The following is a 24,684-nucleotide window of genomic DNA, read 5'->3' as shown; positions in this document are numbered from 1 at the left end:
ACCGGGCCGGGCTCACCGGGCGGTTCCGAAGTCCTGCGTCCAGTAGTTGCCGGGCTGGGCGAGGCCGACGCCGATCTCCTTGAAACCGCAGTTCAGGATGTTGGCCTTGTGTCCGGGGCTGGACATCCAGCCCGCCATGACCTGCTCGGGAGTGGAGTAGCCGTAGGCGACGTTCTCGCCGTAGGTGCTCCAGTTGTAGCCGGCGCGCGTGATGCGGTCGCCCGGGGAGGATCCGTCGGAGCCGGTGTGCGACATGGTGCGGTGGCTCGCCATGTCCTCGCTGTGCGCCTGCGCGGCCTTGGTCAGGATCGCGTTCGACTTCACGGGCGAGCAGCCGGCCTTGGCGCGCTCGGCGTTGACGAGTTCCACGACGCGCGCGACGGCCCCGGACGCCGTGGGCGTGGACTGCGGGGTGGGGGCGGTGGAGGGGGTCGCCGAGGCGGTGGGCTTGGGGGTGCTGGGGGCGGCGCTGGTCTTCGAAGCGCTGGGGGCGGCGCTGATCTTCGGAGCGCTGGGGGCGGCGGTCGCGGTGGACTTCGGCGCCGTGGGGCGGGTGGTGCTCGCGGAGGGGGCCGGGGACTGCGACGGCGTGGCGGTGGGCTCGCCGTCGTGCTGGTGGCCCGTCCAGCGGCCGTCCCGGTCGCTGTCCTTCCGCCAGGTGTCGCCGGCGTGGTTCCACTCGCCGGCCGTGGTCCTCGCGGCGCTGCGGAGCGCGTTCTCCTCACTGCTCTGCCAGTCGCCGCAAGCCACGGCCACCGACGGAACGGCCACAGCGCCCATGGCGACGACGCCGATCAGTATTCGCCGGTTGTGCCTCTTCTTGCGATGCTTGCCCATGCGAGACCTCACTCGGTATTCGCGGAGCGCCCCCGGTGCGGTGACCGGGCCGCTCACGCTTGCGCCGACTCCGCTCCTGAGCTGCGGAGACGTCCTGCGGGTCGTCATTCTTAGGAGGGCTGCTTCGCTAGGGCAAAGGACCGTTCTCCTATCCGACGTCGTAGTCACGGCCGCCCTTGCCTGGCGTGCGACGGTGTGCTGGCGCCGCCGCCGCGGCCGTACCGCCGTCCGGACGCCCCGTCAGAAGCCTTTCTGCGCCCGTTGGCGACTGGGAATCACGGGGGTGCACCGCGTCCGCCCCGACCGGCGCGGACCAGGTCGGCATCAAGACGGACAAGTCCCTTATGTCGCACCGAGCGGTATCTACTATCGGACGGGGTCATTACCCCGGAGTCATGTGACGGATGTCACGGAACCATCTGTCTCGCCGCCCGGAACCGCCCGCCCTCTCGGCCGTCGCCGCCGCGGCACTCCTTGGCCGGTCACCCCGACGACTTCTGTTTCCGATGTCCGACGTACGTATGAAAGGTATGTGAATCGGGCGACGGGGCAGACGCAGGGTCAGGAACGGGGAGTGTGCGATGAACGCAGCGGAATCAGTCCCGGACGGTCAAGGCGTCACCTTCGGCGCCGCGCCGATACAGCTCACGGTCGCCCTCGACGGCGACGGATCCTGCATCGCCGAGGCGCGTCGGCACGCGGTCTGCTTCCTCACGCGGGTCCAGGCCGAGCACGGTCTGCCCGTCTCGGCCCGTGCGATGGACCTGACCCAGCTGGTGGTGAGCGAACTGGTCACCAACGCCCGCAAGTACGCGCCCGGCCCGGTCCTCATGGAACTGCGCGTGGCCGGGGACCTGGTGGAAGTGACCGTCTGGGACAGCGATCCGGTCCTGCCGATCGCCCGCGCCGCCGATCCGGGGCGGGTGGGCCAGCACGGCCTGGAGATCGTCATGGCCGTCGCTCAGGGCTTCCAGGTGCAGCGCGAGCCGGTCGGCAAACGCGTCACCGCCCGCATCGCGCTGCCCGACGACCCCGGCGGAGCGCCCTCCGGCCGCCGGCCCCAGTAGGACACCGCACCGGGGGTCGGCGCGTCCGGCATCGGCGATCGCCCCGGCCGCGATGGCCGGACCGGTAGGACTCGACCGTGACGGCCCGCCCGTGACGGCTCGACCGCGACGGCTCCGCCCCGGTGGCTCGACCGGCTCAGAGGCGCAGGCACGCGGATCACGCACGCGGTGCGCGGTACTCAGAGGGCGGCCTGGTCGGTGTCGACGGCCGGTCCGGGCGCCCAGGGCGGTGCCAGCAGGCCGCCGCTCCAGGCGCGCAGAAGCTCGTGGTTCACGCACACGATGCCGCACTGCGCGGCGTATTCCTCGGCCGGTGCGGTGAAGTCGCTGGTCGTGACGATGACGGCCACATCGGCCTCGTGAACGGTGTAACAGGTGCCGCCGAAGCGCTGGAGTTCCTGCGAGCCGACCTTGTTGTCGTCCCCGTACCTCTTGCACTGGATGACGACGCGCCGCCCGTCGGGGGCGAGCGCCAGCACGTCGGCGCCCAGGTCACCCGCCCCGCCCACCACGCGTACCTGGGAGCAGCCGTCCCGTATGCACAGGTCCGCTATGGCCTGTTCGAAGTCGTCGGCGCTCAGGGCGGCGTAGTCGAGGACGACGGTCGCCTCGCCGCCGCCGGACACGTCGACGCGGCGGTCCTCCTCCACGGCCTCGAGCGTGGCCGCCGTGGCTTCCTCCAGCGCTTCGGTGGTACGGCGTGCGAGGCGTGACACCGTCATGCCTCTCCTCTTGCGCCACCAGGCCGGCAACAGCGCGACGGCTAGCAGGGACAGGACGACCACCCAGGCGGGCCTGCGTTCGGCCACGTCCATGGCCGTACGGGCCAGCAGCCCCACGATGACCAGGAGCAGAGCGGTCAGGCCGAAGAAGACGGCGGTCGCTCGCAGGTCGAAGGGGCGCTCACGGTAGGAAAAGCGCCTGGGGCGCTCGGACAGGGCCACCGACCTCAGTCCTCCCTCGAACATCGGAACGAACCAACCACTCCCGGCGTGTGCCCGCGATCTGATCGTTTACCGCCGAACGGGTGAACTCGGCTCACGACGCCGCCAGGTGGCGTGCCGTCAGGTGGCGTGCCGTCAGGTCGCGGGCGGGCCCGGCTTCCCGTCCCGTCTCACGTCCATGGCCACGCGGTAGCGCGGCCCGCCTCGATGAGGCCGACCATCCGGAACGCGGCGTCCGTGAGGCCGCCGAAGGTGTGGCGGTGGGGGCCTGTCGGGCCGTGGGCGGGCTGATAGCCCGCCAGGTTCCAGGTGTAGACCGGGATGCGGGGCGGGACCGGTTCCGCCGGCCCACCGGGGCCGTAGGGCGCGGTCTGCTCGTCGGTGACGATCAGGACGCGGTCGTGGTCGCGGTAGTGGGTCCGTACCGCGTGCGCGGTGTGGGTGCCGCCGAGGCTGTGGAACCGTTTCAGCACCTCCAGCACCGGCTCACCCGGCTCGAACGGCACCGCCGCGCTGCGCCAGCCGTACTCCACCAGGTCCGCCCGCTCGGCGCGCAGGGCCAGCGCGGTGCCGAACACGGCGGCGGCGTCCGCCCGGGTCAGCTCGGAGCGCTCGGAGACGGTGTCCCAGAACATGGAGTCGGAGCGGTCGACCAGGATCAGCGTCCGGCCCGTCAGGGACGGGACGTTGGCCAGGGAGTGCCCCAGTGCGCGCTCCAGCGCGGCCGCCCAGCGCGGCGAGGGCGCGTGCTGGTGGGCGGCCAGGTAGCGGAAGGGGAACTGCCGGGACCGGGCGACCTCGGCGGGGTCCGCCAGGCGCGCGGCGACCTGGGCGGCGATCTCGTCCGAGACCCCCGCCTCGTCGAAGTTGCGCAGGTTCCGCAGCAGCGCCATCGGTCCCATCGAGGGGATGACGGCCTCCCACACGGCGGCGTCCATCGGCCCGTGCAGCCAGCCCGCCAGCGCCTCCCACGTCATGCCCGCCGCGGCCAGCCGCTCGGCGCCGCCCGGCCCGGTCACCACGGCGCGCCGCTCCTCGACGGCCGTCTCCATCAGCGCCCGGTGGGCGGTGAGCACGGGGTCGGAGGCCGGCGGAACCGCCCGCTCGGGGTGGTGGCGCCGGTCCAGGGCGTACCGGAACAGCGCACCCTGCCAGGGCTTGTCCGGATCGGGCGAGGCATGCACCAGGTTGAGGACGTCGCCGAAGCGCCAGCCCTTGGAGGCGGTGTCGTACTTGAGCAGGGAGCGGGAGGTGTAGAGCCTGCGCACGGCGTCGGCGATGCCCCGCTTGACGGGCTGCGGCACGTTCCGCCCGTACACCGTCATCCAGTAGGCGAGCAGTTCGCCGGGCTCGTCGGCGCGTTGCAGCACCGAGTCGATCACGGACCGGTTGGAGGGGCCTTCGGACACCCCGGCCGCCAGGCGGGCGCGCACGTACGTGGCAGCGCCGACCAGGGACGCCGTGCGCATGTTGCCCTCGGCGCGGAGCCAGCGCAGCAGGCCGGCCGTCCAGGCGGGGTCCTCGACGGCGAGCCGGCCGACGAGCCGCCTGTACCGGTCGTCTCGGTCCTCACCGCTCTCGTAGAAGGTCTGCTGGGTGACGAAGTTCGCGACCGCGAGGAGGAAGAGCTCCTCGCGCGGCTCCCGGACGAAGGCCGGACCGCCCTCGTACGTGAGCGACGCCGGCCGGGCGGGCGCGTGGTGGAGCCGGGGTGGAGGCAGGGAGCGGGCGGCCGCCGAGACGGGCGGGGCCACGAGCATCTCGGACCAGATCTTGGAGACGCGTGGAGCGTGACGAGGCAGCGAATCCCCCGGATGCGAAGGCGAAAGAACGGATGGGCCCCGGCCGGCACGTCCGGCGGGGCGGAGTCGCCCGCGCCTTCCGAGATCGGAAGTGGCGGCGGCGTCACTTGTTGTCGAAGGAAGTAGCCGCAGCCGAGCGCATCGGAAGGCGCGGTCGCGCCGCCAACGTACAAGGGCCGTCGGGGCACGCACCAGCGAATAAACCCCGTCCCCCGGGCGCGGCCGGCTGACCGGCACGGCGACCTCGTGCAGGGACCGCACGCCATGGACCGCAGGGCAAGGACCGCAGGCCAAGGACCGCAGGGCAAGGGCCGCAGGCCAAGGACCGCAGGGCAAGGGCCGCAGGCCAAGGACCGCAGGGCAAGGACCGCAGGGCAAGGGCCGCAGGCCAAGGACCGCAGGGCAGGCGCCGGTCCGGGGGCGCGCAGCGTGCGGACGCCTACTGGCCTCCGCCCGGCGAGGGCCCGCCCTCGCGTGCGGTGAGCAGCCGCCGGATACGGGCCCGGACCTCGGGTGGGAGATCGCGCAGCCCGCCCAGCACCCGGGCCCGGACGGCGTCCTCTTCGCCGGGCGGCAGCTCCGGGGCGCGCCGGCCCGGGGTTCCGCTCGGCGGGTGACCATGGTGGTCCACGCCCACCACGCTCCGCCCCACGCCCCGGCCCTAGGAGCCCCCTGCCCCGAGGAGCCCTCGGCCCGAGGAGCCCCCCTGCCCGAGGAGGACTCAGCCCATGCCCCGCACCACCCCGCCCCGCCCCCTCGACGTGGCAGCGGTCTTGCCGGAACTGACCGCCCTGCGCCGCACCGCGACCCGGCTGCACCCGCGGCGCGGCACGCCCACGGTCCGCGACAGCTCGGTAGGGGGACCGATGCTGTGGCCGGCCGACGAGCCCTGGCCCGTGTGCGCTCACGCGCACAAACGCGGCAGCGGTCATCGGTACGCCGAGGTGTTGCGCGCGCGGGAAATACTGGAGCGGGCCTGGCGGCGTGATCCGCGATCCGGCCCGAACGCCGGAGAGGCCGACGAGCTCTCCCGCCTCAAGCGTGGCCGGCACGCACCGCACCTGGCCGACACCGACCCCATCCCCCTGATCGGCGTGGCCCAGCTGTACCGGCGGGACGTACCCGGTCTGCCCGACACGGGAGCGGGCGACCTGCTCCAGGTGTTCTGGTGCCCCTTCGAACGGCATGGGGAGAGCGGCCACGAGATGCACGTCGAACTCAGGTGGCGACACTCGCGGGGCATCGGCAGGCCGCTCGCGGAGCAGCCGTTTCCCGAGGTCGTCGGCCGCCCGGAACTCGTCCCGTCACCGTGCGTTCTCCACCCCGAAGTAGTCGTCGAGTACCCGTGGTTCGAAGACCTTCCCGAGGATCTGCGGCAGCGCATCGAAGCGATCGAAGCGTGGGAGACGCCGCGGGAGGACGGCCACGACCAGACCGGGGAGGAGGGCGAGGGCGGGGTCGAGCGGTACGTCTTCGACCTGTCCACGGCCCCCGGCTGGAAGGTCGGCGGCTGCATCGCCTGGAACCTCACCGGACCCACGCGCCTGACCTGCCCGGTGTGCGCGGCGCGGCTGACCCCGCTCCTCACCGTGGACCGGCGCGAATGGGACTCCGGCACCACCGGCTGGATACCCGAGCAGGACCGGGACGCCGTCCACGTCATGGATGCCAACGTGCCGACGGGCGTCTCACCGGGCCGGGGCCGGCTGATCATCGCCGTGTGCCCCCGCGACCCGCACCACCCGTTCCGCCTGGTCACCCAATGAGAGCGCCGGGTGCACTCGATGAGAGCGCCGAGTGCTTGCTCGCCCACACCGTGCGGCAGGCACCGCATACCTGTCGGGGCGTCACGATTCAGGGCACGATGGTCGTGTGAGCCGGGACACGTACGGTGGGGATCGGATCGACTTCAGTAACGGGACATTCCGGGGTGAGGCGATCGGGAAGAAGGTGGAGCACCACCACCACTACGGACCCATGCCGCGCGTAGAGGACGCGCTTCCGCCGTCGGCGGTCGGGTTCACCGGGCGGGAGGAGGAACTCGCCTCGCTGCTGGCGGCGTTGGCACCCGCCGGTGCCGGACGGGCCGCGGTCCCGGTCCTCGCGGTGGCCGGGCTGGGGGGTGTGGGGAAGACCGCGCTGGCGGTGCGCGCCGCTCACGTGGCGCGGGAGCGTGGCTGGTTCCCGGGCGGCGCGCTGTTCGTCGACTGTCACGGCTACGACGAGACACCCGCCGGGCCCGAACAGCTGCTGGAGGCCCTGCTGCGTGCCCTGGGGGTGGCGGCCGCGCATGTGCCGGGCACGCTGGACGAGCGGGCGGGGCTGTACCGCTCGGTGCTGGCCGAGCGGGGTCGCACGAGCGGCCCGGTGCTGGTCGTGGTGGACAACGCCTCGCATCCGGGGCAGGTCAGGCCACTGCTGCCCGGCCACACCGCGCACCGGGTACTGGTCACCTCGCGTGACACCATGCCCCAGCTCGGCGCCCACCTGTTCCGTCTGGACGTACTCCGGCCGGAGGCGGCGCGGGACGTCCTGCACCGCGCGCTGCACACGGCCGGTCCCGGTGACCGACGCGTCGCGGACGATCCCGACGCGACCGGGCGGCTGTGCGAACTGTGCGGGCGGCTGCCCCTGGCTCTGCAGATCGCCGCCGCCCTGCTGGTCGCCGATCCGGGGAAGCCGGTGGCGGAACTCGTGTCGGAACTGGTCGGATCCACCACACTGCTCGATCACCTGGACGACGGCGAGCGAGGCGTGCGGGCCGCCTTCGACCTGTCGTACCGCCGCCTGGATCCGCGGGCCGCCCGGCTTTTCCGGCTCCTGGCGCTCGCGCCGGGATCGGAGACGAGCGACGAAGCGATCACCGTGCTCTCCGGAGCCCGAGCTGGAGACGAGGCCGGAGCCGGAGACGAGGCCGGAGCTGGAGACGACGCCGGAGCCGGGGACGAGGCCGGAGCCGGGGACGAGGCCGGGGACGAGGCCGGAGCCGGGGACGGATCGCGACTGACCTCGGAATCGGGCCCGGAACCGGCAGCCGGTGCCGTGCCCCGCCGGGAGCTGAACGTGCTGGTCCACGCGCACCTGGTCGCACCCGGCAGTGTGCGGGGCTGCTGGACCCTGCACGACCTGGTCCGGGCCTACGCGCTGGACCAGGTGTGCCGGCAGGAGTCGCTGCGGGAGGAGGGCAGGAGGGCGCGGGCCCGGCTCCTCGCCCACTACCAGCGGCGGGCCGAGGCGGCCGACTGGTTCCTGCAGGCCCGGGCCGGCCGGGCCCCGACGTCCGGCTTCGGCGGACACGAGGACGCGCTGCGCTGGCTCGACCGCGAGCGCACCGGCCTCGTCTCCGCCGCGCTGAGGGCGGCCGACCCCGCCCACGCCCGGGACGGACTGGAGCTGGCACTGCGCCTGCACGGATACCTCAACTGGCGGCGGTACTTCGACGACGCCGTGACCGTCTTCCGGTGTGCCGCGCGGACGGCGGACGCGCTGCGCGACGGCCTCAGCGCGGGCAAGGCGTGGAACCGTCTCGGTCTGGCACTGCGCAACAACCGCAGAATCGAGGAGGCCGTCGCGGCGCACACGCGAGCCTGCGAGATCCACCGCACGCGCGGCGACCGGCTCGAGGAGGGCCTCTCCTGGGACATGCTGGGGATCGCCCTGACCGAGGCGCGCGCCTACGACGAGGCGCTCGCGGCCCATGACCGCGCCCGTGAGCTGGTGCGCGCGTGCGGGGAGCCCCAGGCGGAGGCGTCGGCCTGGAACAACCTCGGGCGCACCCTGTTCCTGCTAGGCCGCTTCGACGAGTCGATCGTCGCCCTGAGCCGGGCCCGCGACATGTTCCACGCGGTCGGCGACCGGTTGCGCGAGACCACCGCGACGAACAATCTCGGGCGCTCCTTCCGGGAGACGGGGCGCCTGGAGGAGGCCCTCGCGGCGCACACCGCCGCCCGGGCGGTCTTCGAGGAGCTGGGCACCCGTGAACGTCTCGCCACGGCGTGGAACGACTCCGGGACCGCCCTGGCCGCGCTGGGCCGGTACGGCGAGGCCGTCGACGCGCATCTGACCGCCGTACGGGAGTACGAGGACCTGCGCGACCGGCATCGGCAGGCGCAGGCGGACAACGACCTGGGGATCACCCTCCGGCGTGCCGGCCGCCACGCGGAGGCACGCGACGCGCATGTCGAAGCCCTGCGCCTGTTCCGGGAGCTCGCCGACCCGCACGGGGAGAGGGAGACGCTCGAACTTCTCGGCGCCGTGGAGCGCGGCGAACGGCTCGGGACCGCGGAGCACCGGTGAGGCGGCCACCGCACCGGGCGCGGCTGGCGAGGACCAGTTCCCTGGTGCTGCTCCAGCCGACCCCGCTGTGCAACCTCGACTGCCGTTACTGCTACCTGCCCTCCCGAGGGCTCGCCCGCGTCATGTCCCACGAGGTCGCCGACGCCGTCGCGGACACCGTCGGCGCCTGGTCGGAGCACCACCCGGTGACGGTGCTGTGGCACGGTGGCGAGCCGCTCACCGCGGGCGTGTCCCGCCTGCGGGGGCTGCTGGACCGCTTTCCCCCCGGCCGCGAGCACCCCGTGCGGCACTCCGTGCAGACCAATGCCTCGCTCATCGACGAGGCCTGGTGCCGGCTGTTCGCGGAGCGGCGGATCAAGGTCTCCGTCAGTGTCGACGGTCCGGGCCCCGGTTCCGCACGGCGCGACCGCGCGGGGCGGGACGCCACCGGCCGCGCGCTGCGCGGCATCGCGCTGCTCAGGGAACACGGCATCGCGTTCGGTGCCATCGCCGTCGTGAGCGACCCCTCCCCGCACAAGGCGGCCGAGCTGCATGAGTGGTTCGCCGCTCTCGGCTGCCGGGTGCTGGGAGTCAACCTGGTGGAACGCAAGGGCGTGAACGCCTCGGCCGTCCACGACGACGAGAGCGTCGCGGAGTTCTGGGCCACGCTGGCCGCCCGCGGGCGCGCCGACCGCTCCCTGTCCCTGCGCGACCTCGAGCACGCCTGGCGGTACGTCAGGGCGGAGCTGGCCGGCGTGGCCGGGCGGTGGGCCGATCAGCCGCTCGATCCGCTGCCGATGGTCACCTGGGACGGGCAGGTGGTCGTCCTCAGTCCGGACCTCGCGGGTTTCTCCTCCGCGCGCCACGGGCCGTTCACGGTCGGCGACGTACGGGAGCGCGGGCTGGCCGGCTGCCTGGCCCGCGCCGAGGAGACGCCCTGGGTCGCCGAGGCCCTCGACGGGGTCGACGCCTGTCGCGCCGGGTGCGGCCTGTTCGCGTACTGCCGTGGCGGGCAGGCTGCCAACAAGCATTTCGAGACCGGCCGGCTGGACGCCACCGAGACCGTCTTCTGCCGGAACAGCAGGAAGCTCCTCATGGAGGGACTGATACGCGATGCGGAACGAGTCGCCGGAACCGGCCCGTGCTGAGGACCGCGTACGGTCCCCGGGCGCCGGCCTGTTCGCCCTGTTCCCGCTGCCGGACGCCGAGGTCTGCGAGGAGTGCGGCGACACCGCGTGCGCGCACGCCTCCACGCTCTACTCGGGTGCCACCGAACCTCCGATCCGGGGCCACCTCGATGACACCGTGACCGGACAGGACGGGCTGGAGTGACCTGACACCGGGGCATGCGGACGGCCACGCCCCGCCCGGCCGATGCACGCCTGCGCGAACGTCGTCGTACGCGCGGCCGCGCGCCGCCCTTCCGCCCCGGGACCGCGCTCTCGAGCATGAGCCCAGGAAGGGGCCGGGACCAGGTCCGGGGCCTTCCGGCCGGCACGGGCGAACGCATGCGGGCCGACGGAGTTACCGTTAAGGAACCGGGAGTTTTCCGTACGCCGCCTCCCAGGCCGACGTCGGTCCCGGCGCACCACGCAACCGGGCCGCGCACGCTGGCCCGGGGACAGGGGACGCGACATGACGGCGCCCATCGATCCGCCCGGCCGGAGCCGGACGATCCCCCTTCACGACGAGAGCCGCCCGCTGCCTGCGCCGGGTGTCGCGCGGTGTCCGGCCGATCGACCGAGGTGATCGCCATGACGGAGAACAGCACCGGCATCGGCCTGGGCAACCGGTCCGACACCGGCGTGAGCGCGCTGCAGGGGCGCACCGGGGCCGGCGCTCCGGCGGAGACCCGGGGGAAGACCAGCATCGCGGACGGTGTGGTGGCCAAGATCGCGGGCCTGGCCGCCCGCGAGGTGCCGGGCGTCCACAGCCTCGGCGGAGGCATGACCCGCGCTCTGGGAGCCATGCGCGACCGCGTGCCCGGCGGGAGCGGGGGTGTCACCCGGGGCGTGAGCGTGGAGGTCGGGGAGCGGCAGGCCGCCGTCGACCTGGACATGGTCGTCGAGTACGGGGTCTCGATCGTCGACGTGGCCGGTGACGTGCGCTCCAACGTGATCGACGCGGTGGAGCGGATGACGGGCCTGGAGGTCGTCGAGGTGAACATCGCCGTGGGCGACGTGCACCTCCCCGACGAGGAGGAGGAGACCGCACCGGACGAGGGGCGTGTGAGGTGAGCCGCCAGGGTGCGCACCGGGCCCCGCCCGCCTCGTCGATCACCGCTGTCAGTGGGGGAAACCACAGCCCGCAAAGGGAGACATCATGATCATCTTGGGCGTCATTCTGCTCATTGTCGGCTTCGTGACCGGCATCTCGATCCTGTGGACCATAGGCATAGTCCTGGTGGTCATCGGCGCGATCCTGTGGATCCTCGGCGGCATGGGGCACGCCGTCGCCGGCCGCCGCCACTATTGGTGAACGACCACGTCCGGGCCCGCGGCCGTGGAGCGTTCGCTCCCCGCCGCGGGCTGCGCGCCGGTGTGCGCGGGACTCGTGAGCGGCCCACCCCGGAGCAGATGTCCGATTTGCCCGACTATCCTGGTTCTGTGGAGCCGTACCCCCCTCCCTCGGGCAGCGGTCGCGACGACGGGGCGCCGCCGGAGCCCGGCGTGCGCCCGGAAATTCTCGCTTCCTGGCAGCGCTCGCAGTCTCTCGGCATCGACCGGGAGCGGGCCGACCTGCCCATCGAGAGCGACCTGGATCCCGACTCCCGGCTGATCAGGGCCGCGACGCCGGTCCTGGACCACCTCTACGAACGGTTCTCCGGCGTCCCGGTGACCGTGGCGCTGGCCGACTCCCGGGCGAACATCGTCGACCGGTGGGGCGACCCGGCGGGGCTGAGGCTGATGGACGCCGCCTCCCTGGTGCCGGGCGCCAATGTCGATGAGCGGTTCATGGGGACCAGCAGCGTCAGCATGGTGCTGAGCACCAGGGCGCCGTTCGTGGTCGTCGGTCACGAACACTTCCTGCACGAGCTGAAGGAGCTCACCTGTATGGCCGCGCCGGTGCGCGACCCGGTGGGCGGCACCGTGCGCGGTGCGGTCAACCTGTCCGTGCCACGCGAGCTGGCCAACCCCACGATGGCCCTGGTGCTGCAGGACGCCACCGAGCGCATCGAGGAACGTCTGCTGGAGCTGAGCACGGCCCGTGAGCGCCAGCTCATGCACTCCTTCCGCCAGGCCAGGGAGCGCGGCGGACACGCCCGGCTGAAGGTCGGTTCGGGAGAGCTGTCCCGGTCCGGCGGACCGGCGCCCCGGCTGACCCCGCAGGAGCGGCTGATCCTGCTGGAGCGTGCCGTCGAGCTGATCTCCTCCACGGACGAGACGTTCGCCGAGGTGCCCCTCGCGGGCAGCCGCACGGCCGTACTGCGCCGCCGGGAGCTGCACCACGGCGACGCGGAGGGCGCGGCGGTCGAGGTCAGCTTCGAGGACACCCGTGCCAGGGGTTCAGCGGGCGGGGGCACACGGCCGGGGACGGATGCGGGTGCGGGACCGGGCACCGGGCAGCCGGGCCGGGCCACCGCCACCGCTCCCGACGGGCGGCATGTGCCCCTCCTCGGACGTCCCGCCGAGGCGGCCGGGACGAAGGTTTTCGGTACGACGGCGGGACCGCCGGCCGCGGAAGCGCAGGCCACCCATCCGCCCGCCGAGCGCCCGCACGCCGCCGAGCCGCAGACCGCGCATCCGCACACCGCCGAGCCACACACCGCACACCCGCCCACCACCGAACCAGAAGGGCACACCGCACAAGGGCACACCCCGCAAGCGCACACCGCAGAAGGGCAGACCCCGCAGGCACACACCCCGGAGGCCCATGCACCGGCACAACCGGCTGCCGGGGAGTCCGCGGACGCGGAAGCCTCCCTCGCCGCTCCTGCCGACGCCTGGCTGCTGCTCGTCGGTGAGCCCGGCGTCGGCCGGCTCGCCGCCGAGGCGCGCGGGCGGCTGTCCCTGCTGAACGAGGCGGGCGCCCGGCTCGGCACCACCCTGGACATGCGGCGCACCGCCGAGGAACTGGCGGAGATCGCCGTGCCGCGCTTCGCCGACCTGGTCGTCGTCGACCTGGTGGAAGGCGTCCTGGCGGGCGAGGAGCCACCGCGCGGACGGCTGGGCCCGGACGTGGCGCTGCGCCGGGTGGCCGCCCGGACGGACATGGGCCCCCGCCCCTCCCCCACTGCGCTCGGCTCCCCCACTCCGCCCACCTCCCCGTACGCCCCCGGCACCCCGGCCTCCCCCCACACCGCGGCCTCCCCCAACGCCCGAATCGCTTCCGGCACCGCGGTGGACGGCGTGGACGAGCCCGTCGGCTACCCCGCCGGCACGCCCCAGGCCCGGTGCCTGGAGACGGGTGTGCCGGTCACGGACTCGGTGGTGACCGCCGCCCTGGCCGGGCACCCGGCCGAACAGGTGCACCCCGTCGACCTGCTGGGCGAGGGCGAGCACTCGTTCCTGTGCGCTCCGCTGTCCGCGCGCGGGTCGGTCCTGGGCCTGGCGGGGTTCTACCGCCGCGGCAGGTCGAGGCCGTTCGAGCAGGACGACCTGACGCTGGCGGGCGAGCTGGCGGCGCGTGCCGCGATCAGCGTGGACAACGCGCGCCGCTACCGCCGGGAGCACCAGGCCTCGCTCACCCTGCAACGCAGCCTGCTGCCGCGCGCCCTTCCCCGGCTGACCGCGGTCGACCTCGCTTCCCGTTATCTGCCCGCGGACGTCAGGGCCGGTGTGGGCGGGGACTGGTTCGACGTGATCCCGCTGTCCGGGATGCGCGTGGCGCTGGTCGTCGGGGACGTGCCCGGCAACGGCCTCCAGGCGGCGGCCACCATGGGCCGGCTGCGTACGGCGGTGCGGACGCTGGCCGGGCTCGACCTGCTGCCCGAGGAGGTACTGGCGCACCTGGACGACCTGGTCAGCCGTACCCCCGGTGATTCGGCGGACGAGCTGGACCCGGCGACCGGGGCGACCTGCCTGTACGCGATCTTCGACCCGGTGTCCTGCCGGTGCACGGCCGCACGGGCCGGCCATCCGCCGCCCGCTGTGCTGACACCGGACGGGACGGCGCGGCTGATGGACCTTCCGGTCGGTCCCCCGCTCGGGCTCGGCGGGATCCAGCCGTACGAGTCCGCCGGCGTCGACCTGCCCGACGGCAGCCTGCTGACGATGTACACCGACGGCCTGCTCAAGGAGGGCCGCGGGTACGGCGACACCGACGCGCGCACCGGCCGGCTGCTGGCCTCGCTGAGTCAGGCGGGTCCGGAGCTGGAGGACATCTGCGACCGGGTCGCCGGCACCCTCCCGCCGGGCGGTCCGTACGATGACGTGGCTCTGCTGCTGGCCCGGGTGCACGCGTTGCCCGAGGACCGCGTGGCGTCGTGGGAGTTCCCGTCGGAGCCCTCCGCCGTGGCGCGGGCGCGGGAGGTCACGCGTGCCCAACTCGCCGCCTGGGGCATGTCGGAGCTGGACTTCAACACCGGACTGGTGGTCAGCGAGCTGGTCACCAACGCCGTGCGGTACGGCGGTCAGGGGCCGGTGGGCCTGCGGCTGCTGCGCGACGACTCGCTGATCTGCGAGGTCTCGGACCGCAGCAACACCTCCCCGCGGATCCGGCGGGCGGCCACGACCGAGGAGGGCGGGCGCGGCCTGTTCCTCGTCGCGCAGTTCACCAAGAGCTGGGGCGCCCGCTTCATGCCGCAGGGCAAGACGGTGTGGGCCGAGCAGATTCCGCAGCCGGAGCAGGCCGCGCCGGAGCCGGACGAGCAGACGCTGCTGGACATGTTCGACGACCTCGACTGAGCCGTGCGAAGTGCCTGCCATGCCGTGCCGTGCCGTGCCGTGCCGCAAGTGCATGCCGGTGGCCGGATGTTGTCGTACCGGCGGCGCTGAAAGAGTACGAGGGCGGTCCCCCATAGGGTTACCGTCATGTCTGCTTCCCTGAGTTCCACGAAAACCGCCGCAGCGTTGCGCGCATCGGCACGCGTCTCCCTCGACCTGCTGCTGGTCGCCTTGGCCACCTCGGTCGTCCTCTGGCTTCTGGGGCGGATGTGGTCGGTTGTCTGGCCTCTGATAGTGGGCTTGCTCCTCACCACGCTGACCTGGCCGATGGCTCGTTTCCTGCGTCGGCGGGGGTGGCCTCCGGCCCTGGCCGCGTCGGCGGTGACCGTGGCGTTCCTGGTCGTGCTGGTGGGCATCGTGACGCTGATCGCGGTGCCGGTCGCCTCCCAGTCCGGCCAGCTGGCCGACGGCGCGGTCTCCGGCATCCAGAGAATCCGTGAGTGGGTCGCCGGGCCGCCCCTGAACATCGGCGACGAGCAGATCACCGACGGCTTCGACAAGGCCGTGGCCCGCGTCCAGGACAGCGTCGGCAGCCTGCTCACCGCCGTGGTCTCGGGGGTCAGCACGGTGGTCAACGGCCTGGTCACCGGCGTCCTCGCGCTTTTCCTGATGTTCTTCTTCCTCAAGGACGGGCCCCGGTTCCTGCCCTGGCTGACCCGTCAGCTTCCCGGCCGGCTGGCCACGGACATCCCGGTCGTCGCCGAACGCAGCTGGGAGACCCTCGGCGCGTTCGTGCGGTCACAGGCGTTCGTGGGTCTGCTGGACGCCGTGCTCATCGGGATCGGCCTGTGGATCCTGAAGGTTCCGCTGGTCCTGCCGCTCGCGGTGCTGACCTTCGTGTCCGCTTTCGTCCCGATCGTCGGCGCCCTCTTCGCGGGTCTGGTCGCGGTCCTCATCGCCCTGGTCTCGAACGGCCTGACGGACGCCCTGATCGTGCTGGCCATCATCGTGGTGGTGCAGCAGCTGGAGGGCAACGTCTTCCAGCCCATGATCCAGAGCCGCGGGCTCGGCCTGCACGCCGCGGTGGTCCTCCTCGCGGTCACCCTGGGAGGCAGCCTGGCCGGCATCGTGGGCAGCCTGCTGGCGGTACCGGTGGCCGCGCTGATCGCCGTGGTCTGGAACTACGTACGCGAACAGCTGCGGGACCCGGACCCGGAGCCCGACGAGTCGCCGTCCGGGGCAGCCGTACCTTCGTAGATGTGCTCCCGACGCGGTCACCGGCCGACGACCGGTGACCGCTCGGGCGGCGAAAATCAGACCGATGCCCCTGCGGCCGTCCTTTCACTACGTGACATGACGTGCCGGCTGGTCGAGGCCTGCCACCTGCTCGTCGCCGCGCGGCGTGTCCGGGGCGCTTGTAACTGTTCAACCGTCACCTCAGTCCCCCAGCCGCCCAGTTCGCTCATCCTCGCAGGTGGCGGCCGATCCGGTGGCTGACGCGACCCGCCTGACCGGAAGACCGACTGCCGTGTTGCACCATCCGGGACCCCAGTCGATTCTTTCGGTTTGTGAAGGCAGAACGCCACAACGGACGGCATATGCCTTCAGAAATCGACGTGTTGCTCAACGGAAAAGGTGCCCCACCATGCTGACCTTCGGACGACTTCGGAAGCGCGCCCGCGCGGGAGCGGCCGCGGCGCTCCTCCTCTCGGCCGTGACGGCCGGCACGGCCTCCGCCTTCACCGCGGCCTCCGCCTCCACCGCGACCTCCGCGACCTCCTCCTCCGCGGCCGAGCCCGCGCCTTCCTGCGTCACCCTGCACCAGAGCTGGCGGTACACCCAGGCCGGGAACGGCTGCGGCGCCGCGATGACCGTCAAGGTCGTCTACCAGGACGGAGCCGAGGGGCTGTGCCGCACGGCGGCACCCCACGAGATCGTGACCCTCGGGGACGGGTACGCCGGCCCGCACGGGCAGGCCCGGTACATCGCCCTCTGCGACCAGACACAGAGCGGCACCGGCTTCGCTCCGGAGCCCGGGGACGCCTGAGCCAGTGGGTAGTCGTACCGCACGAACCCGTTGAAGCCCGCCACCTTGTCGTACGCCTCGTCCGGTACGGCGGAGCGGTAGAACGCCCTGTGACCACGCGCCGGCACTTCCCAGGCGGCGCGGTCCTCCTCGCGAAGCGAACCTGCGTGGACCATGGTCGCGGTCCCGGCACGCGGCGCGCCCGGCCGACCATTGGTCATAGAGTCGGTGCGTGACTGACGAAGACTCCACGTTCGACGTACTGGGTGTGCTGAGCGATCCGGTGCGGCGCCGGCTCTACCGGCATGTCGCCGCCGCTCCGGAGGAGGTGAGCCGCGACGCGGCCGCCGAGGCGGCCGGCGTCTCCCGGTCGCTCGCCGCCTTCCATCTGGACAAGCTGGTCGAGGCGGGGCTGCTGGCGGTGTCCTTCCGGCGGCTGTCCGGGCGCAGCGGGCCCGGGGCGGGGCGGCCGGCGAAGGTGTACCGGCGCGCCGAGGGCGAGCACGCCGTGTCGGTTCCGCCGCGGTCGTACGACGCCGCGGCCCGGCTGCTCGCCGAGGTCCTGGAGAACGCCGGGCTGGACCGGGAGTTGCAGGCCGCGGCGAAGGCGGCGGGCGCGGCGCAGCCGGACGGGGGCGCCGGCGACGTGGAGGCGGCGCTGCGCGCTCGCGGTTACGAGCCCTTCCGGGACGGCGAGACGCTACGGCTGCGCAACTGCCCGTTCCACGCGCTGGCTTCGGAGTTTCCCGCGCTGATCTGCGGGATGAACCTGGCGCTCATCGAGGGTCTGGCGCCCGAGGAGTGGTCGCCGGCGATGGACCCGTGTCCGGGCGGCTGCTGCGTCTCACTCTCTAAAAACAAAACTGATTGACTATAGAGACGGGGCCGGGCCATGCTGTGCCCCATGACTGAGTCCCATCTGGCGCAGGTCAACATCGGCCGCATCATCGCCCCGCTGGACAGCCCCGAGCTGGCCGACTTCGTCGCCCAGCAGCCCGAGATCAACGCGCTCGCCGACCGCAGCCCCGGCTTCGTCTGGCGGCTCGTCGACGACGACGGCGCGGACGCGACCGGCATCCGCCCCGACGGGAACGACGCCTTCCTCCTGATCAACTGCTCGGTCTGGGAGTCCGTGGAAGCCCTGCGGAACTTCACCTACCACAGCGGCCATCTGCGGGTGCTGAGCCGCCGCCGCGAGTGGTTCCACCGCATGACCGAGGCCCACCAGGCCCTGTGGTGGATCCCGGCCGGCCACCGGCCGACCGTCGCCGAGGCGATGGAACGCGTCGCCCTGCTCCGCGAACACGGCCCCGGCCCGCAGGCGTTCACCTTCCGCGACCCCTACCCGGCCCCGACGGGCGCGGCGCTGCTCTGACCGCAGCCCGCGGGCTGCGGTCGGCCCGCCCGGGCCCCGGCAGGGGACGGGTCCTGTGCTGGAACCCGGACGGGATCAGGACGGTCCGGGGTGTCTCAACCGCCGGAGCAGACCGCGCCGTTGAGGCGGAAGACCGTCGGCTCGGGGTTGGGGCCGTCGTTGGCGCCGACGAAGCCGAAGGAGGCGGACGAGGCGCCGTCGGGGGCGAGCGGGCCGGCGCCTTCGGGGGCGGTGACGCGCACGTGGCGGCCGGTCTGGTGGAACGTGGCGTTCCAGCCGGAGGACACCGACTGCCGGTCGGTCGGCCAGTCCCAGTCCACGGTCCAGCCGGTGATCGGGGCGCCGGAGAGGTTCCGGACGGTCACAGTCGCCACGAAGCCGTTGCCCCAGCTGGTGTCACGGTGGTACGTCACCGCGCACGGGGCGTCCGCCGGGGTGCCGGTGGTGAACGTCAGCGGGTCGGACGGGGCGGAGAGGCGGCCCGCGGCGTCGGCGGCCAGCACGTTGACCGTGTGGGTGCTGCCCGCGGGCAGGTTGCGCAGCGTGACGGACGTGCCGGTGGTCTCACCGACCACGCGGGTGTGCGCGCCCTCGCGTGCCTGGACCAGGTAGCGCGCGGCACCCTGTGCGCCCGCCCAGGACAGGCGCGCGGAGGTGTCGGTCACCGACTCGAGCTTCGGGGTGCCCGGGGTCGCGGCACCGGAGGCGGCCGGGCCGGTTCCCGCTCGCGGCGTCAGGGTGACGGTGAGCATCCCGTACGGCTCCACGGTGACGCGGGAGGCGGACGTGCCGTCGCCGTCCACGTCGGTGATGTCGGTGTCCCCGCGCGCGTAGCGGCTCAGCTCCGGCGCGGCGCCGGACGGGGTGAAGCCCGCGTACTCAAGGTCGACGGTCCGGGCGGTGTCCGCGTTCTTGTTGATGAGCAGGACGCTCAGGCGCCCGTCGCGCCGCTGGACGGCGTGTGCGGAGACGTCCCGCGCCGAGGAGGCGGTGGCGACCATGGTGTCGCCGGCGGTGCCCAATTCGCGGGTCATCTTCATGCCGTAGTACGGGTGGAACGGGGTGTTCGCCGGCGGTTGGCAGACGTCTCCCGTGCAGGCACCGCTGGAGAGCATGCCCATGTCGCCGTAGTCGGTCTCGCCGTCGACGGTGGTGATCTGTCCGGGGCCGTTGTGGGTGTTCCACCAGTCGACGGTGAAGACACCGTTCTCCAGCGCCGTCATGAAGGCGTCGGCGGCGAACAGGGCGTTGGGGCGGGCGGTGAGGCGGGCACCGCCGGTGTTGGTGTTGATCTCGGTGAGGGCGATGCCGATGCGCGGCGAGTCGGCGCCCGCGTACCGGTCCAGCTGGTTGCGGACCTCGCGCAGTTCGCCGGGCAGCCTGGTCAGCCGGGTCATGGCGGCCTCGGCGGTGGTGTCGGCGCCGCCCGCGTACCAGTGGACGCTCACGAAGTCGATGACGTCGGTGACCTGGGAGAGCACGGTGTGGTTCCAGTCGCCCGCGTCGCCTTCGCCGACGACGCCGTCCGGCCAGTGCCCCGGAGTGGTGAGCACCGCGCCGATCTTGATGGTCGGGTCGACGGCCTTCATGGCCTTGGCGTAGGCGCGGACCTGGCGGGCGTACTCGCGGGGGCTCTTGTCCTCGTGCTCGTCGTGCTCCCAGCCGCTGCCGTAGTGGCCGTTGCCGTAGATCTCGTTGCCGATCTCCCAGTACTTCGCGTCGTAGTCCTTGGTGACGTTCGCGTACCGGACCCAGCCGGCCGCCTCCTCGGGCGTGCCGGAGCCGTAGTTGGCGATGAGGATCGGCTGCGCCCCGGTGGCGCGGACCGTGCCCATGAAGGCGTCGAAGCCGGTGCCCGGGGCCACGTATCCGCCGGGCGCGGTGTGCGTCTCCCAGTGGTAGATGTCGGCGTACGAGCCGCCCGGGTAGCGCATCGCCCCGACATCGGCGGCCTTCATCAGGGTGGCGACCTCGGGATCGTTCATGTGGGCGTCCCAGATGGCGGCGTTGACGCCGCGGGCGACGTCGGAGAGCCGGCCCAGTGCCGCCTGGGTGTTGACCCGGACGGTGGCGTCCGCGGCGGCGGCCTGCGGCGCGGCGGAGGCGGGGCCGGTGCCCGCGAGCGGGGACAGCAGGGCCGCCGCCGCGGCGAGGACGGTCGCGGTGCGCGCGAGCGGGCGGGGGCGGCCGGTGCGGGCGGGCCGGCCGGGTCTGTGCGGTAAGGACATGGGAGTCTCCCTGGAAGCCGGGGCGCGGGCAGCGGTGAGGCCGGTGGCACGGAGAGCGGTGCGTGCGTACGTGGATGCGTGCGTGCGGGGCGGCGGCGCATGGAGGCCCCGCCGCATGGGAGCGCTCCCATGATGGGAGTGGTGTGATGTTCTGTCAACGCGCGCGGACGACGGTCCGCGCCCGGTACCCCAGCCTGAGCCGGAGCACCGGGCGCGGTGTGTCAGGGGTGCGTGCGTGGGACGGGCCGGGCGGGCTCGCCGGGCCGCCTCACTCCTTCCACACCAGGGCGGTCAGTACGGCCGTCTCGACCGTGACCGGAGTGTCCTGGGTGTTGAGGAGCCGTACCCGCATCCCGCGTCCGGGTCCGATGCGCTTCACCAGGGGCAGGACGCCGAAGGTGTCGCCGCTGGTGCCGACCAGCTCGTGGATGGGGTGGTCCTGGACCAGTTCGTCGCCCTCGAACTCCGACATGCGCACCTGAACGCTCCGGCCCGCCCCGAGGCCGGAGACGCGCAGGCTCAGGGAGCCGGAGAAGCGGCAGGCACCGCGGGCCCACACGCTGCCGCCGGTGGCGTGGTCCCCGGTCTCGTCGGTCCACTCCCGGGGGAACTCGACGGAGTTCCAGCCGCCCGGGCCGAGGGTGTAGGGCGCGGCGATGCCGAGGTTGACGTACTGGGGCATGGGGTCGTCGTCTCCTTCCCAGCGGCCCGCCGGGAGTGCCAGGCAGGCCGCGAGGTCGCTGCGGAAGTCCTTCATGTCGAAGCCGCGGGGGTCGGGCTTCCAGTCGCTCCACTCCAGATGGCCGATGGCGCTCTTCGCGCTCCAGCCGTGGGCCCGGCAGATGGCGGCGGCGGCCCTGACCATGGCCAGGTACTGGGCGCGGGGCCAGGGGTCGGTGCCGTCGCCCTTGTTCTCGCACTCGAAGCCGTAGAAGTGGGCGTTGCCGTCGACGGATCCCGCGCTGCCCTGGTGCTCGTTCGTGGGGGGCGGATAGGCGCCGTACGACTCGTTCCTGACGGCGGTGAGGACGTCGGGGTCTCCCCCGCCGGCGTGGTTGGCGCGGCCGTTGCCGGTGAGGTGGACGGTGCCGTCCTTGGTGATGCAGCCGGTGGAGAGCGGGCCCGGAAGGTTCGCGTGGCCACCGTAGATCAGGTCGACGACGTCGGCGCCGGGGCGCGTGGCGGTGTGGTGGATCATGACGCCGTGGACGGGGCCCCAGGCGCCGACATGGTTGCGGTTGTTGGTGCGCCACGAGCGGACCTCGCGGACGGCGCAGCCCTCGGCCCGCAGCGCCGAGAGCAGCCGGTCGGCACTGAGCGGGGAGGCCATCACCCACGCTCCGACCGCGCCGGGAGGACGGGCGCGTGAACAGGGGGGCGACAGGTGCGGGAGGGACTGTCGCCGCTGTCCGGAAATGACCTCATGTCACCGTTGCGGGGGGAGTTCCCGGCCAGGGCCGATAAGACCGGAGTCAGGTGACTGTCACCCTTATGGGTGAAAATATCGTCGACGCCTGTGCGGCGGCGCTGCGGGGTGTGGGAACGGGTGGGTCGGTGGACGTCCAGTTTCCGCTGGTGGAGGACGCCGTCGCCAGGGTGGGGCCCCATGATCAGTCTCCGATCGGGTGTGGTCGGGCCTAGCGCGGTGGAACGCTGATGACTGCGATACCGAGACGTGTCAGGAGCGTCCAGACTGATTCCGGCCGCTCGTCGGACGGCCTCGACGCGCAAGATCCGGGCCCGCGCCCTGCCTCTCCCCTCCCCTCCCCTCCGCTCCGCACCGCACCGCACCGGGCGTCCGACCCGCACCCTCCGCCGCGCGCGAACGCCCCGCGCCCCTTCCGCGCGCCCCGCCCGCGCGCTGTGCCCGCGTGCCCCCGGCACGCCCGGTTCGCGCCCTACCCGAACCGGGCGCGACGACGGACGCTCGATCCATGGGGCATACACCGCACCCGAGCATCGTCCCGCTGCCCGGTCCCGACGCCCACCGGCACGCGCCCGCAGTGCCGCCGCCGTGGGAGAAGGCCGACCGCGCGCAAGCCGCCCTCGACGGCGCGACCGGGCCCGAACCCCCCGGCCCGCCGCGCTGCCCGCACTGCGGCCTCACCGGCGAGCGCCGCCCCACCTACACCGGGCAGCACGTCCTCCTCGAACCCCGGCTGATCGTGCCGTCCCATCTCGTCCCCGGCGGGCACCGCTGGCACGTCGACCGGACCGGCGTCGCCTGGAACAGCGGCCTCAACGAGCCCCGGACCGGGGAGACCTGCCGGATTCCGCACCAGCTGGCCTGCCCGGGGCTCACCCTGGACGAGCTGAAGCCCTGGCGGTGGCTGACCTCGGTCCGCGACCACAACGCCGCCCTGGCGCGGCAGCGGGCGGACGCGGAAGGGTTCCCGGAGACCTGGCCGGACGCGGGGTGAGCCCCGTGTGACGCGCGCCGCCCGTCCCGGCACGGCGAGAGGGCGCGCCAGGCGTCGCGAGGCAGGCGCGACCCAGCGGACGTTCTCTAGCGGGCGCCGCTGGTCTCCGCCGCCGGTACCGGGCGGCGCAGCAGGTAGACGCCCGCGGCCGACACCACCAGGGCCATGCAGGCGATGAAGACGAGCCCGGCGCCTTCGAGGCCGATCGGGCCGACCAGGAGGCCGACGCCGATGACGGGCACCGAGATACCCGTGTAGGCGACCACGAACAGCGCCGAGATGACCGCCGCGCGCCGGTCGGCGTCGGAGGCCTGGGCCACGGCGGACACGGCGCCGCGGAAGGCGAGTCCCTGGCCGACGCCGCCGACGAGCGCGCTGAGGACGACCAGGGGCAGCAGGTTCCAGTGCAGGGCGCCCGCCAGCAGGGCGAGGCCGCCGAGCAGGGCGGCGCAGCCGAGGGGCAGTGAGCGGGCCGTGCCGGCCCGGCCGACGGCCAGTTGCCCCGCGGTGGAGGCGAAGAAGGCGAGCGCGACGACCAGCCCGCTGACCGCGCGGTTGTGCACGTCGAGGGAGTGCGCGAGGAAGGACGGGCTGACGGAGGTGAAGACGCCGAAGAGGGCGAAGCCCACGAAGGAGGCGGCGGCCGCCGGTCCGAACACCGCCCGCACGCGCGGGGGCAGGCCGGGCCGTCGGGGGCGTACGGCGCTGACGGGCCGCCGTTCCCGCACGGTCTCGGTGAGCCGCAGCAGGACGGCGACCGAGCAGGCCACCAGGGCGAGGTGGACGACGAACGGCAGGTACAGCGGCCAGGGGGCGTACTGCGCGAGCACCCCGGCGAGCAGGGGACCGCAGCCCAGTCCGCCCATGTTGGCGGCGGTGGCCACGAAGGTGGCCCGTGAGGCGCCGCCGCGCGGGGCCAGTTCCATCACGTACGCCGTGGCGGCCCCGGTGAACAGGCCCGCGGACAGCCCCGACAGCAGCCGTCCCGCGTACAGCCAGCCCAGCGCGGTGGCGCACAGGAAGCAGACGGCGCTGGCGGCCGCGAAGCCGAGGCCCCACAGCAGCACCGGGCGCCGGCCCACGATGTCCGAGGCGTTGCCGGCCAGCAGCAGGATGCCGATGACTCCGACGGCGTAGACCGCGTAGACGACGGTGACCGTGAGTTCGGAGAAGGCGAACTTGTCCTGGTAGAGGCCGTAGAGGGGGGTCGGCAGGGTGGTGCCGGCCATGCACACGGCGAAGACCGCCCCGCTGAACAGGCACTGGCGCCAGCCTTGACGATCACCGTCCATACCGCCGACCGTAACCTCGACCACCTCCCCGCACGGTGTGGCACGCCGAACGTACGTCCTTCACCCGCGTGTACGGCCGTACGGTGGTCATCGCCCCGTCCGCACGGCGTACGGCGGTCGTCGCCCGCGTGCGGGGCCGTACGGCGGCGGTCAGCGGCCGGTGCCGGCCGAGGCGGCGCGGACGAGGCCGTCCAGCCAGGCCTGGTGGCCGTTGAGCATCGGGTTCGGGAGCTGCCGGGCCAGTTCGGTGGCGGGGCGGCCGCGTTGTGTCTCCTGGGTGAGGACGCGGACCCGGCCGCCGGGCACGTCCTCGACCAGCCAGGCGTGCAGCACCTCCAGCCGCTCCTCGGGGCCGCCGTCCTGCCGTGCCGGAGCACTCGCCCGGCGGCCCTCGCGGCGGCGACCGCACCCCGGACCCGGTGCCCGCACGGCGCATCCGGTGCCCGCACCCGGTGCCCGCGCGCGCCGCCCGGACCCGGCGGCTAGGCCGTTTCCTTGGGATCATCGGATCGTTGGTCTGGGTGTGTCGTTGACTGACGCCCAGTGGGCACGCATTGAGCCGTTGCTGCCGGACCGGACCCCTCGGCGGGGTG

The 24,684-nt window shown here is 73.3% G+C and carries 21 protein-coding genes; 13 read left to right on the top strand and 8 right to left on the bottom strand.

The genetic code is table 11. The features are described from left to right. Positions 1-12: 12 nt before the first annotated feature. Positions 13-837 carry a CAP domain-containing protein gene (locus AB0K92_RS25195; RefSeq protein WP_365926365.1) on the bottom strand — a complete coding sequence of 275 codons (825 nt, stop codon included), beginning with the start codon at positions 835-837 and terminating at the stop codon, positions 13-15. A gap of 581 nt (positions 838-1,418) precedes the next feature. Here AB0K92_RS25195 and AB0K92_RS25190 point away from each other — a divergent pair. Then, entirely contained in the window at positions 1,419-1,904 is a 486-nt protein-coding gene (locus AB0K92_RS25190; protein WP_365926363.1) for an ATP-binding protein, read from the top strand. Positions 1,905-2,083: 179 nt separating this feature from the next. Here the strand turns inward: AB0K92_RS25190 and AB0K92_RS25185 are convergent, their stop codons facing one another. The 3 genes from AB0K92_RS25185 to AB0K92_RS25175 all read right to left on the bottom strand — a co-directional run bounded on the left by AB0K92_RS25185 (position 2,084) and on the right by AB0K92_RS25175 (position 5,281). After that, a complete protein-coding gene (locus AB0K92_RS25185) occupies positions 2,084-2,872 on the bottom strand; it encodes a restriction endonuclease (RefSeq protein WP_365926361.1) in 789 nt (262 codons plus the stop codon). A 146-nt stretch (positions 2,873-3,018) separates the two neighbouring features. Next, positions 3,019-4,608 carry a TROVE domain-containing protein gene (locus AB0K92_RS25180; protein WP_365926359.1) on the bottom strand — a complete coding sequence of 530 codons (1,590 nt, stop codon included), beginning with the start codon at positions 4,606-4,608 and terminating at the stop codon, positions 3,019-3,021. A 481-nt stretch (positions 4,609-5,089) separates the two neighbouring features. Beyond that, positions 5,090-5,281 carry a hypothetical protein gene (locus AB0K92_RS25175; protein ID WP_365926357.1) on the bottom strand — a complete coding sequence of 64 codons (192 nt, stop codon included), beginning with the start codon at positions 5,279-5,281 and terminating at the stop codon, positions 5,090-5,092. Between the two features lie 97 nt (positions 5,282-5,378). Here AB0K92_RS25175 and AB0K92_RS25170 point away from each other — a divergent pair, with 97 nt between their 5' ends. The 11 genes from AB0K92_RS25170 (at position 5,379) to AB0K92_RS25120 (ending at position 18,151) form a co-directional block, all read left to right on the top strand. Beyond that, positions 5,379-6,416 carry a hypothetical protein gene (locus tag AB0K92_RS25170; protein WP_365926355.1) on the top strand — a complete coding sequence of 346 codons (1,038 nt, stop codon included), beginning with the start codon at positions 5,379-5,381 and terminating at the stop codon, positions 6,414-6,416. Between the two features lie 211 nt (positions 6,417-6,627). Beyond that, a complete protein-coding gene (locus AB0K92_RS25165) occupies positions 6,628-8,946 on the top strand; it encodes a tetratricopeptide repeat protein (RefSeq protein WP_365926353.1) in 2,319 nt (772 codons plus the stop codon). 44 nt (positions 8,947-8,990) lie between these two features. Continuing rightward, the gene (gene amcB, locus AB0K92_RS25160; RefSeq protein WP_365926351.1) at positions 8,991-10,073 is read left to right on the top strand and encodes a cyclophane-forming radical SAM peptide maturase AmcB; all 1,083 of its coding nucleotides are present in this window, start codon (positions 8,991-8,993) and stop codon (positions 10,071-10,073) included. Continuing rightward, positions 10,039-10,257, top strand: coding sequence for a hypothetical protein (locus tag AB0K92_RS25155; protein ID WP_165995135.1), 219 nt, complete (start codon positions 10,039-10,041; stop codon positions 10,255-10,257). The genes amcB and AB0K92_RS25155 overlap by 35 nt, the downstream gene beginning before the upstream one ends. 422 nt (positions 10,258-10,679) lie before the next feature. Then, positions 10,680-11,162 (top strand): Asp23/Gls24 family envelope stress response protein, encoded by a 483-nt coding sequence (locus tag AB0K92_RS25150; protein WP_365926349.1) that lies wholly within the window; start codon positions 10,680-10,682, stop codon positions 11,160-11,162. Between the two features lie 85 nt (positions 11,163-11,247). Next, positions 11,248-11,403: a DUF6131 family protein gene (locus AB0K92_RS25145; RefSeq protein ID WP_165995137.1), complete on the top strand. Its 156-nt coding sequence runs from the start codon at positions 11,248-11,250 to the stop codon at positions 11,401-11,403. A gap of 128 nt (positions 11,404-11,531) precedes the next feature. Then, positions 11,532-14,771, top strand: a complete 3,240-nt coding sequence (locus tag AB0K92_RS25140; protein WP_365926347.1) for a SpoIIE family protein phosphatase — start codon at positions 11,532-11,534, stop codon at positions 14,769-14,771. 126 nt (positions 14,772-14,897) lie between these two features. After that, complete coding sequence (locus AB0K92_RS25135; RefSeq protein ID WP_365926345.1) at positions 14,898-16,007, top strand: AI-2E family transporter; 1,110 nt, start codon at positions 14,898-14,900, stop codon at positions 16,005-16,007. A 388-nt stretch (positions 16,008-16,395) separates the two neighbouring features. Then, a complete protein-coding gene (locus AB0K92_RS25130; RefSeq protein ID WP_365926343.1) occupies positions 16,396-16,797 on the top strand; it encodes a hypothetical protein in 402 nt (133 codons plus the stop codon). 211 nt (positions 16,798-17,008) lie between these two features. Beyond that, positions 17,009-17,647: a helix-turn-helix domain-containing protein gene (locus AB0K92_RS25125; protein ID WP_365926341.1), complete on the top strand. Its 639-nt coding sequence runs from the start codon at positions 17,009-17,011 to the stop codon at positions 17,645-17,647. A gap of 33 nt (positions 17,648-17,680) precedes the next feature. Further along, positions 17,681-18,151: a DUF3291 domain-containing protein gene (locus AB0K92_RS25120; protein WP_365926339.1), complete on the top strand. Its 471-nt coding sequence runs from the start codon at positions 17,681-17,683 to the stop codon at positions 18,149-18,151. A gap of 95 nt (positions 18,152-18,246) precedes the next feature. Here the strand turns inward: AB0K92_RS25120 and AB0K92_RS25115 are convergent, their stop codons facing one another. Next, positions 18,247-20,379, bottom strand: a complete 2,133-nt coding sequence (locus AB0K92_RS25115; RefSeq protein WP_365926337.1) for a cellulose binding domain-containing protein — start codon at positions 20,377-20,379, stop codon at positions 18,247-18,249. Positions 20,380-20,647: 268 nt separating this feature from the next. Beyond that, positions 20,648-21,709, bottom strand: coding sequence for an N-acetylmuramoyl-L-alanine amidase (locus tag AB0K92_RS25110; RefSeq protein ID WP_365926335.1), 1,062 nt, complete (start codon positions 21,707-21,709; stop codon positions 20,648-20,650). Positions 21,710-22,313: 604 nt separating this feature from the next. On the opposite strand from AB0K92_RS25110, the gene AB0K92_RS25105 reads away from it, so the two are divergent. Next, positions 22,314-22,799: a DUF6083 domain-containing protein gene (locus AB0K92_RS25105; RefSeq protein ID WP_365926333.1), complete on the top strand. Its 486-nt coding sequence runs from the start codon at positions 22,314-22,316 to the stop codon at positions 22,797-22,799. An 86-nt stretch (positions 22,800-22,885) separates the two neighbouring features. Here the strand turns inward: AB0K92_RS25105 and AB0K92_RS25100 are convergent, their stop codons facing one another. Continuing rightward, positions 22,886-24,091 carry an MFS transporter gene (locus AB0K92_RS25100; protein WP_365926331.1) on the bottom strand — a complete coding sequence of 402 codons (1,206 nt, stop codon included), beginning with the start codon at positions 24,089-24,091 and terminating at the stop codon, positions 22,886-22,888. Positions 24,092-24,241: 150 nt separating this feature from the next. Continuing rightward, positions 24,242-24,520 (bottom strand): hypothetical protein, encoded by a 279-nt coding sequence (locus AB0K92_RS25095; RefSeq protein WP_365926329.1) that lies wholly within the window; start codon positions 24,518-24,520, stop codon positions 24,242-24,244. Positions 24,521-24,684 lie beyond the last annotated feature (164 nt).

Source organism: Streptomyces sp. NPDC052687 (assembly GCF_040678395.1).
Lineage (GTDB): Bacteria > Actinomycetota > Actinomycetes > Streptomycetales > Streptomycetaceae > Streptomyces.
The sequence above is the reverse complement of the archived record's forward strand: the minus strand, read 5'-3'. Positions and strand labels throughout refer to the sequence as shown.

Excerpts from the sequence above, each read along its gene's own strand:
- AB0K92_RS25190 (WP_365926363.1), top strand. The coding sequence starts at position 1,419 with ATGAACGCAGCGGAATCAGTCCCGGACGGTCAAGGCGTCACCTTCGGC.
- AB0K92_RS25145 (WP_165995137.1), top strand. The coding sequence starts at position 11,248 with ATGATCATCTTGGGCGTCATTCTGCTCATTGTCGGCTTCGTGACCGGC.
- AB0K92_RS25115 (WP_365926337.1), bottom strand. The coding sequence starts at position 20,379 with ATGTCCTTACCGCACAGACCCGGCCGGCCCGCCCGCACCGGCCGCCCC.
- AB0K92_RS25110 (WP_365926335.1), bottom strand. The coding sequence starts at position 21,709 with ATGGCCTCCCCGCTCAGTGCCGACCGGCTGCTCTCGGCGCTGCGGGCC.
- AB0K92_RS25135 (WP_365926345.1), top strand. The coding sequence starts at position 14,898 with ATGTCTGCTTCCCTGAGTTCCACGAAAACCGCCGCAGCGTTGCGCGCA.
- AB0K92_RS25165 (WP_365926353.1), top strand. The coding sequence starts at position 6,628 with ATGCCGCGCGTAGAGGACGCGCTTCCGCCGTCGGCGGTCGGGTTCACC.
- AB0K92_RS25105 (WP_365926333.1), top strand. The coding sequence starts at position 22,314 with ATGGGGCATACACCGCACCCGAGCATCGTCCCGCTGCCCGGTCCCGAC.
- AB0K92_RS25100 (WP_365926331.1), bottom strand. The coding sequence starts at position 24,091 with ATGGACGGTGATCGTCAAGGCTGGCGCCAGTGCCTGTTCAGCGGGGCG.
- AB0K92_RS25150 (WP_365926349.1), top strand. The coding sequence starts at position 10,680 with ATGACGGAGAACAGCACCGGCATCGGCCTGGGCAACCGGTCCGACACC.
- AB0K92_RS25130 (WP_365926343.1), top strand. The coding sequence starts at position 16,396 with ATGCTGACCTTCGGACGACTTCGGAAGCGCGCCCGCGCGGGAGCGGCC.
- AB0K92_RS25155 (WP_165995135.1), top strand. The coding sequence starts at position 10,039 with ATGCGGAACGAGTCGCCGGAACCGGCCCGTGCTGAGGACCGCGTACGG.
- AB0K92_RS25185 (WP_365926361.1), bottom strand. The coding sequence starts at position 2,872 with ATGTTCGAGGGAGGACTGAGGTCGGTGGCCCTGTCCGAGCGCCCCAGG.
- AB0K92_RS25195 (WP_365926365.1), bottom strand. The coding sequence starts at position 837 with ATGGGCAAGCATCGCAAGAAGAGGCACAACCGGCGAATACTGATCGGC.
- AB0K92_RS25120 (WP_365926339.1), top strand. The coding sequence starts at position 17,681 with ATGACTGAGTCCCATCTGGCGCAGGTCAACATCGGCCGCATCATCGCC.
- AB0K92_RS25170 (WP_365926355.1), top strand. The coding sequence starts at position 5,379 with ATGCCCCGCACCACCCCGCCCCGCCCCCTCGACGTGGCAGCGGTCTTG.
- AB0K92_RS25180 (WP_365926359.1), bottom strand. The coding sequence starts at position 4,608 with ATGCTCGTGGCCCCGCCCGTCTCGGCGGCCGCCCGCTCCCTGCCTCCA.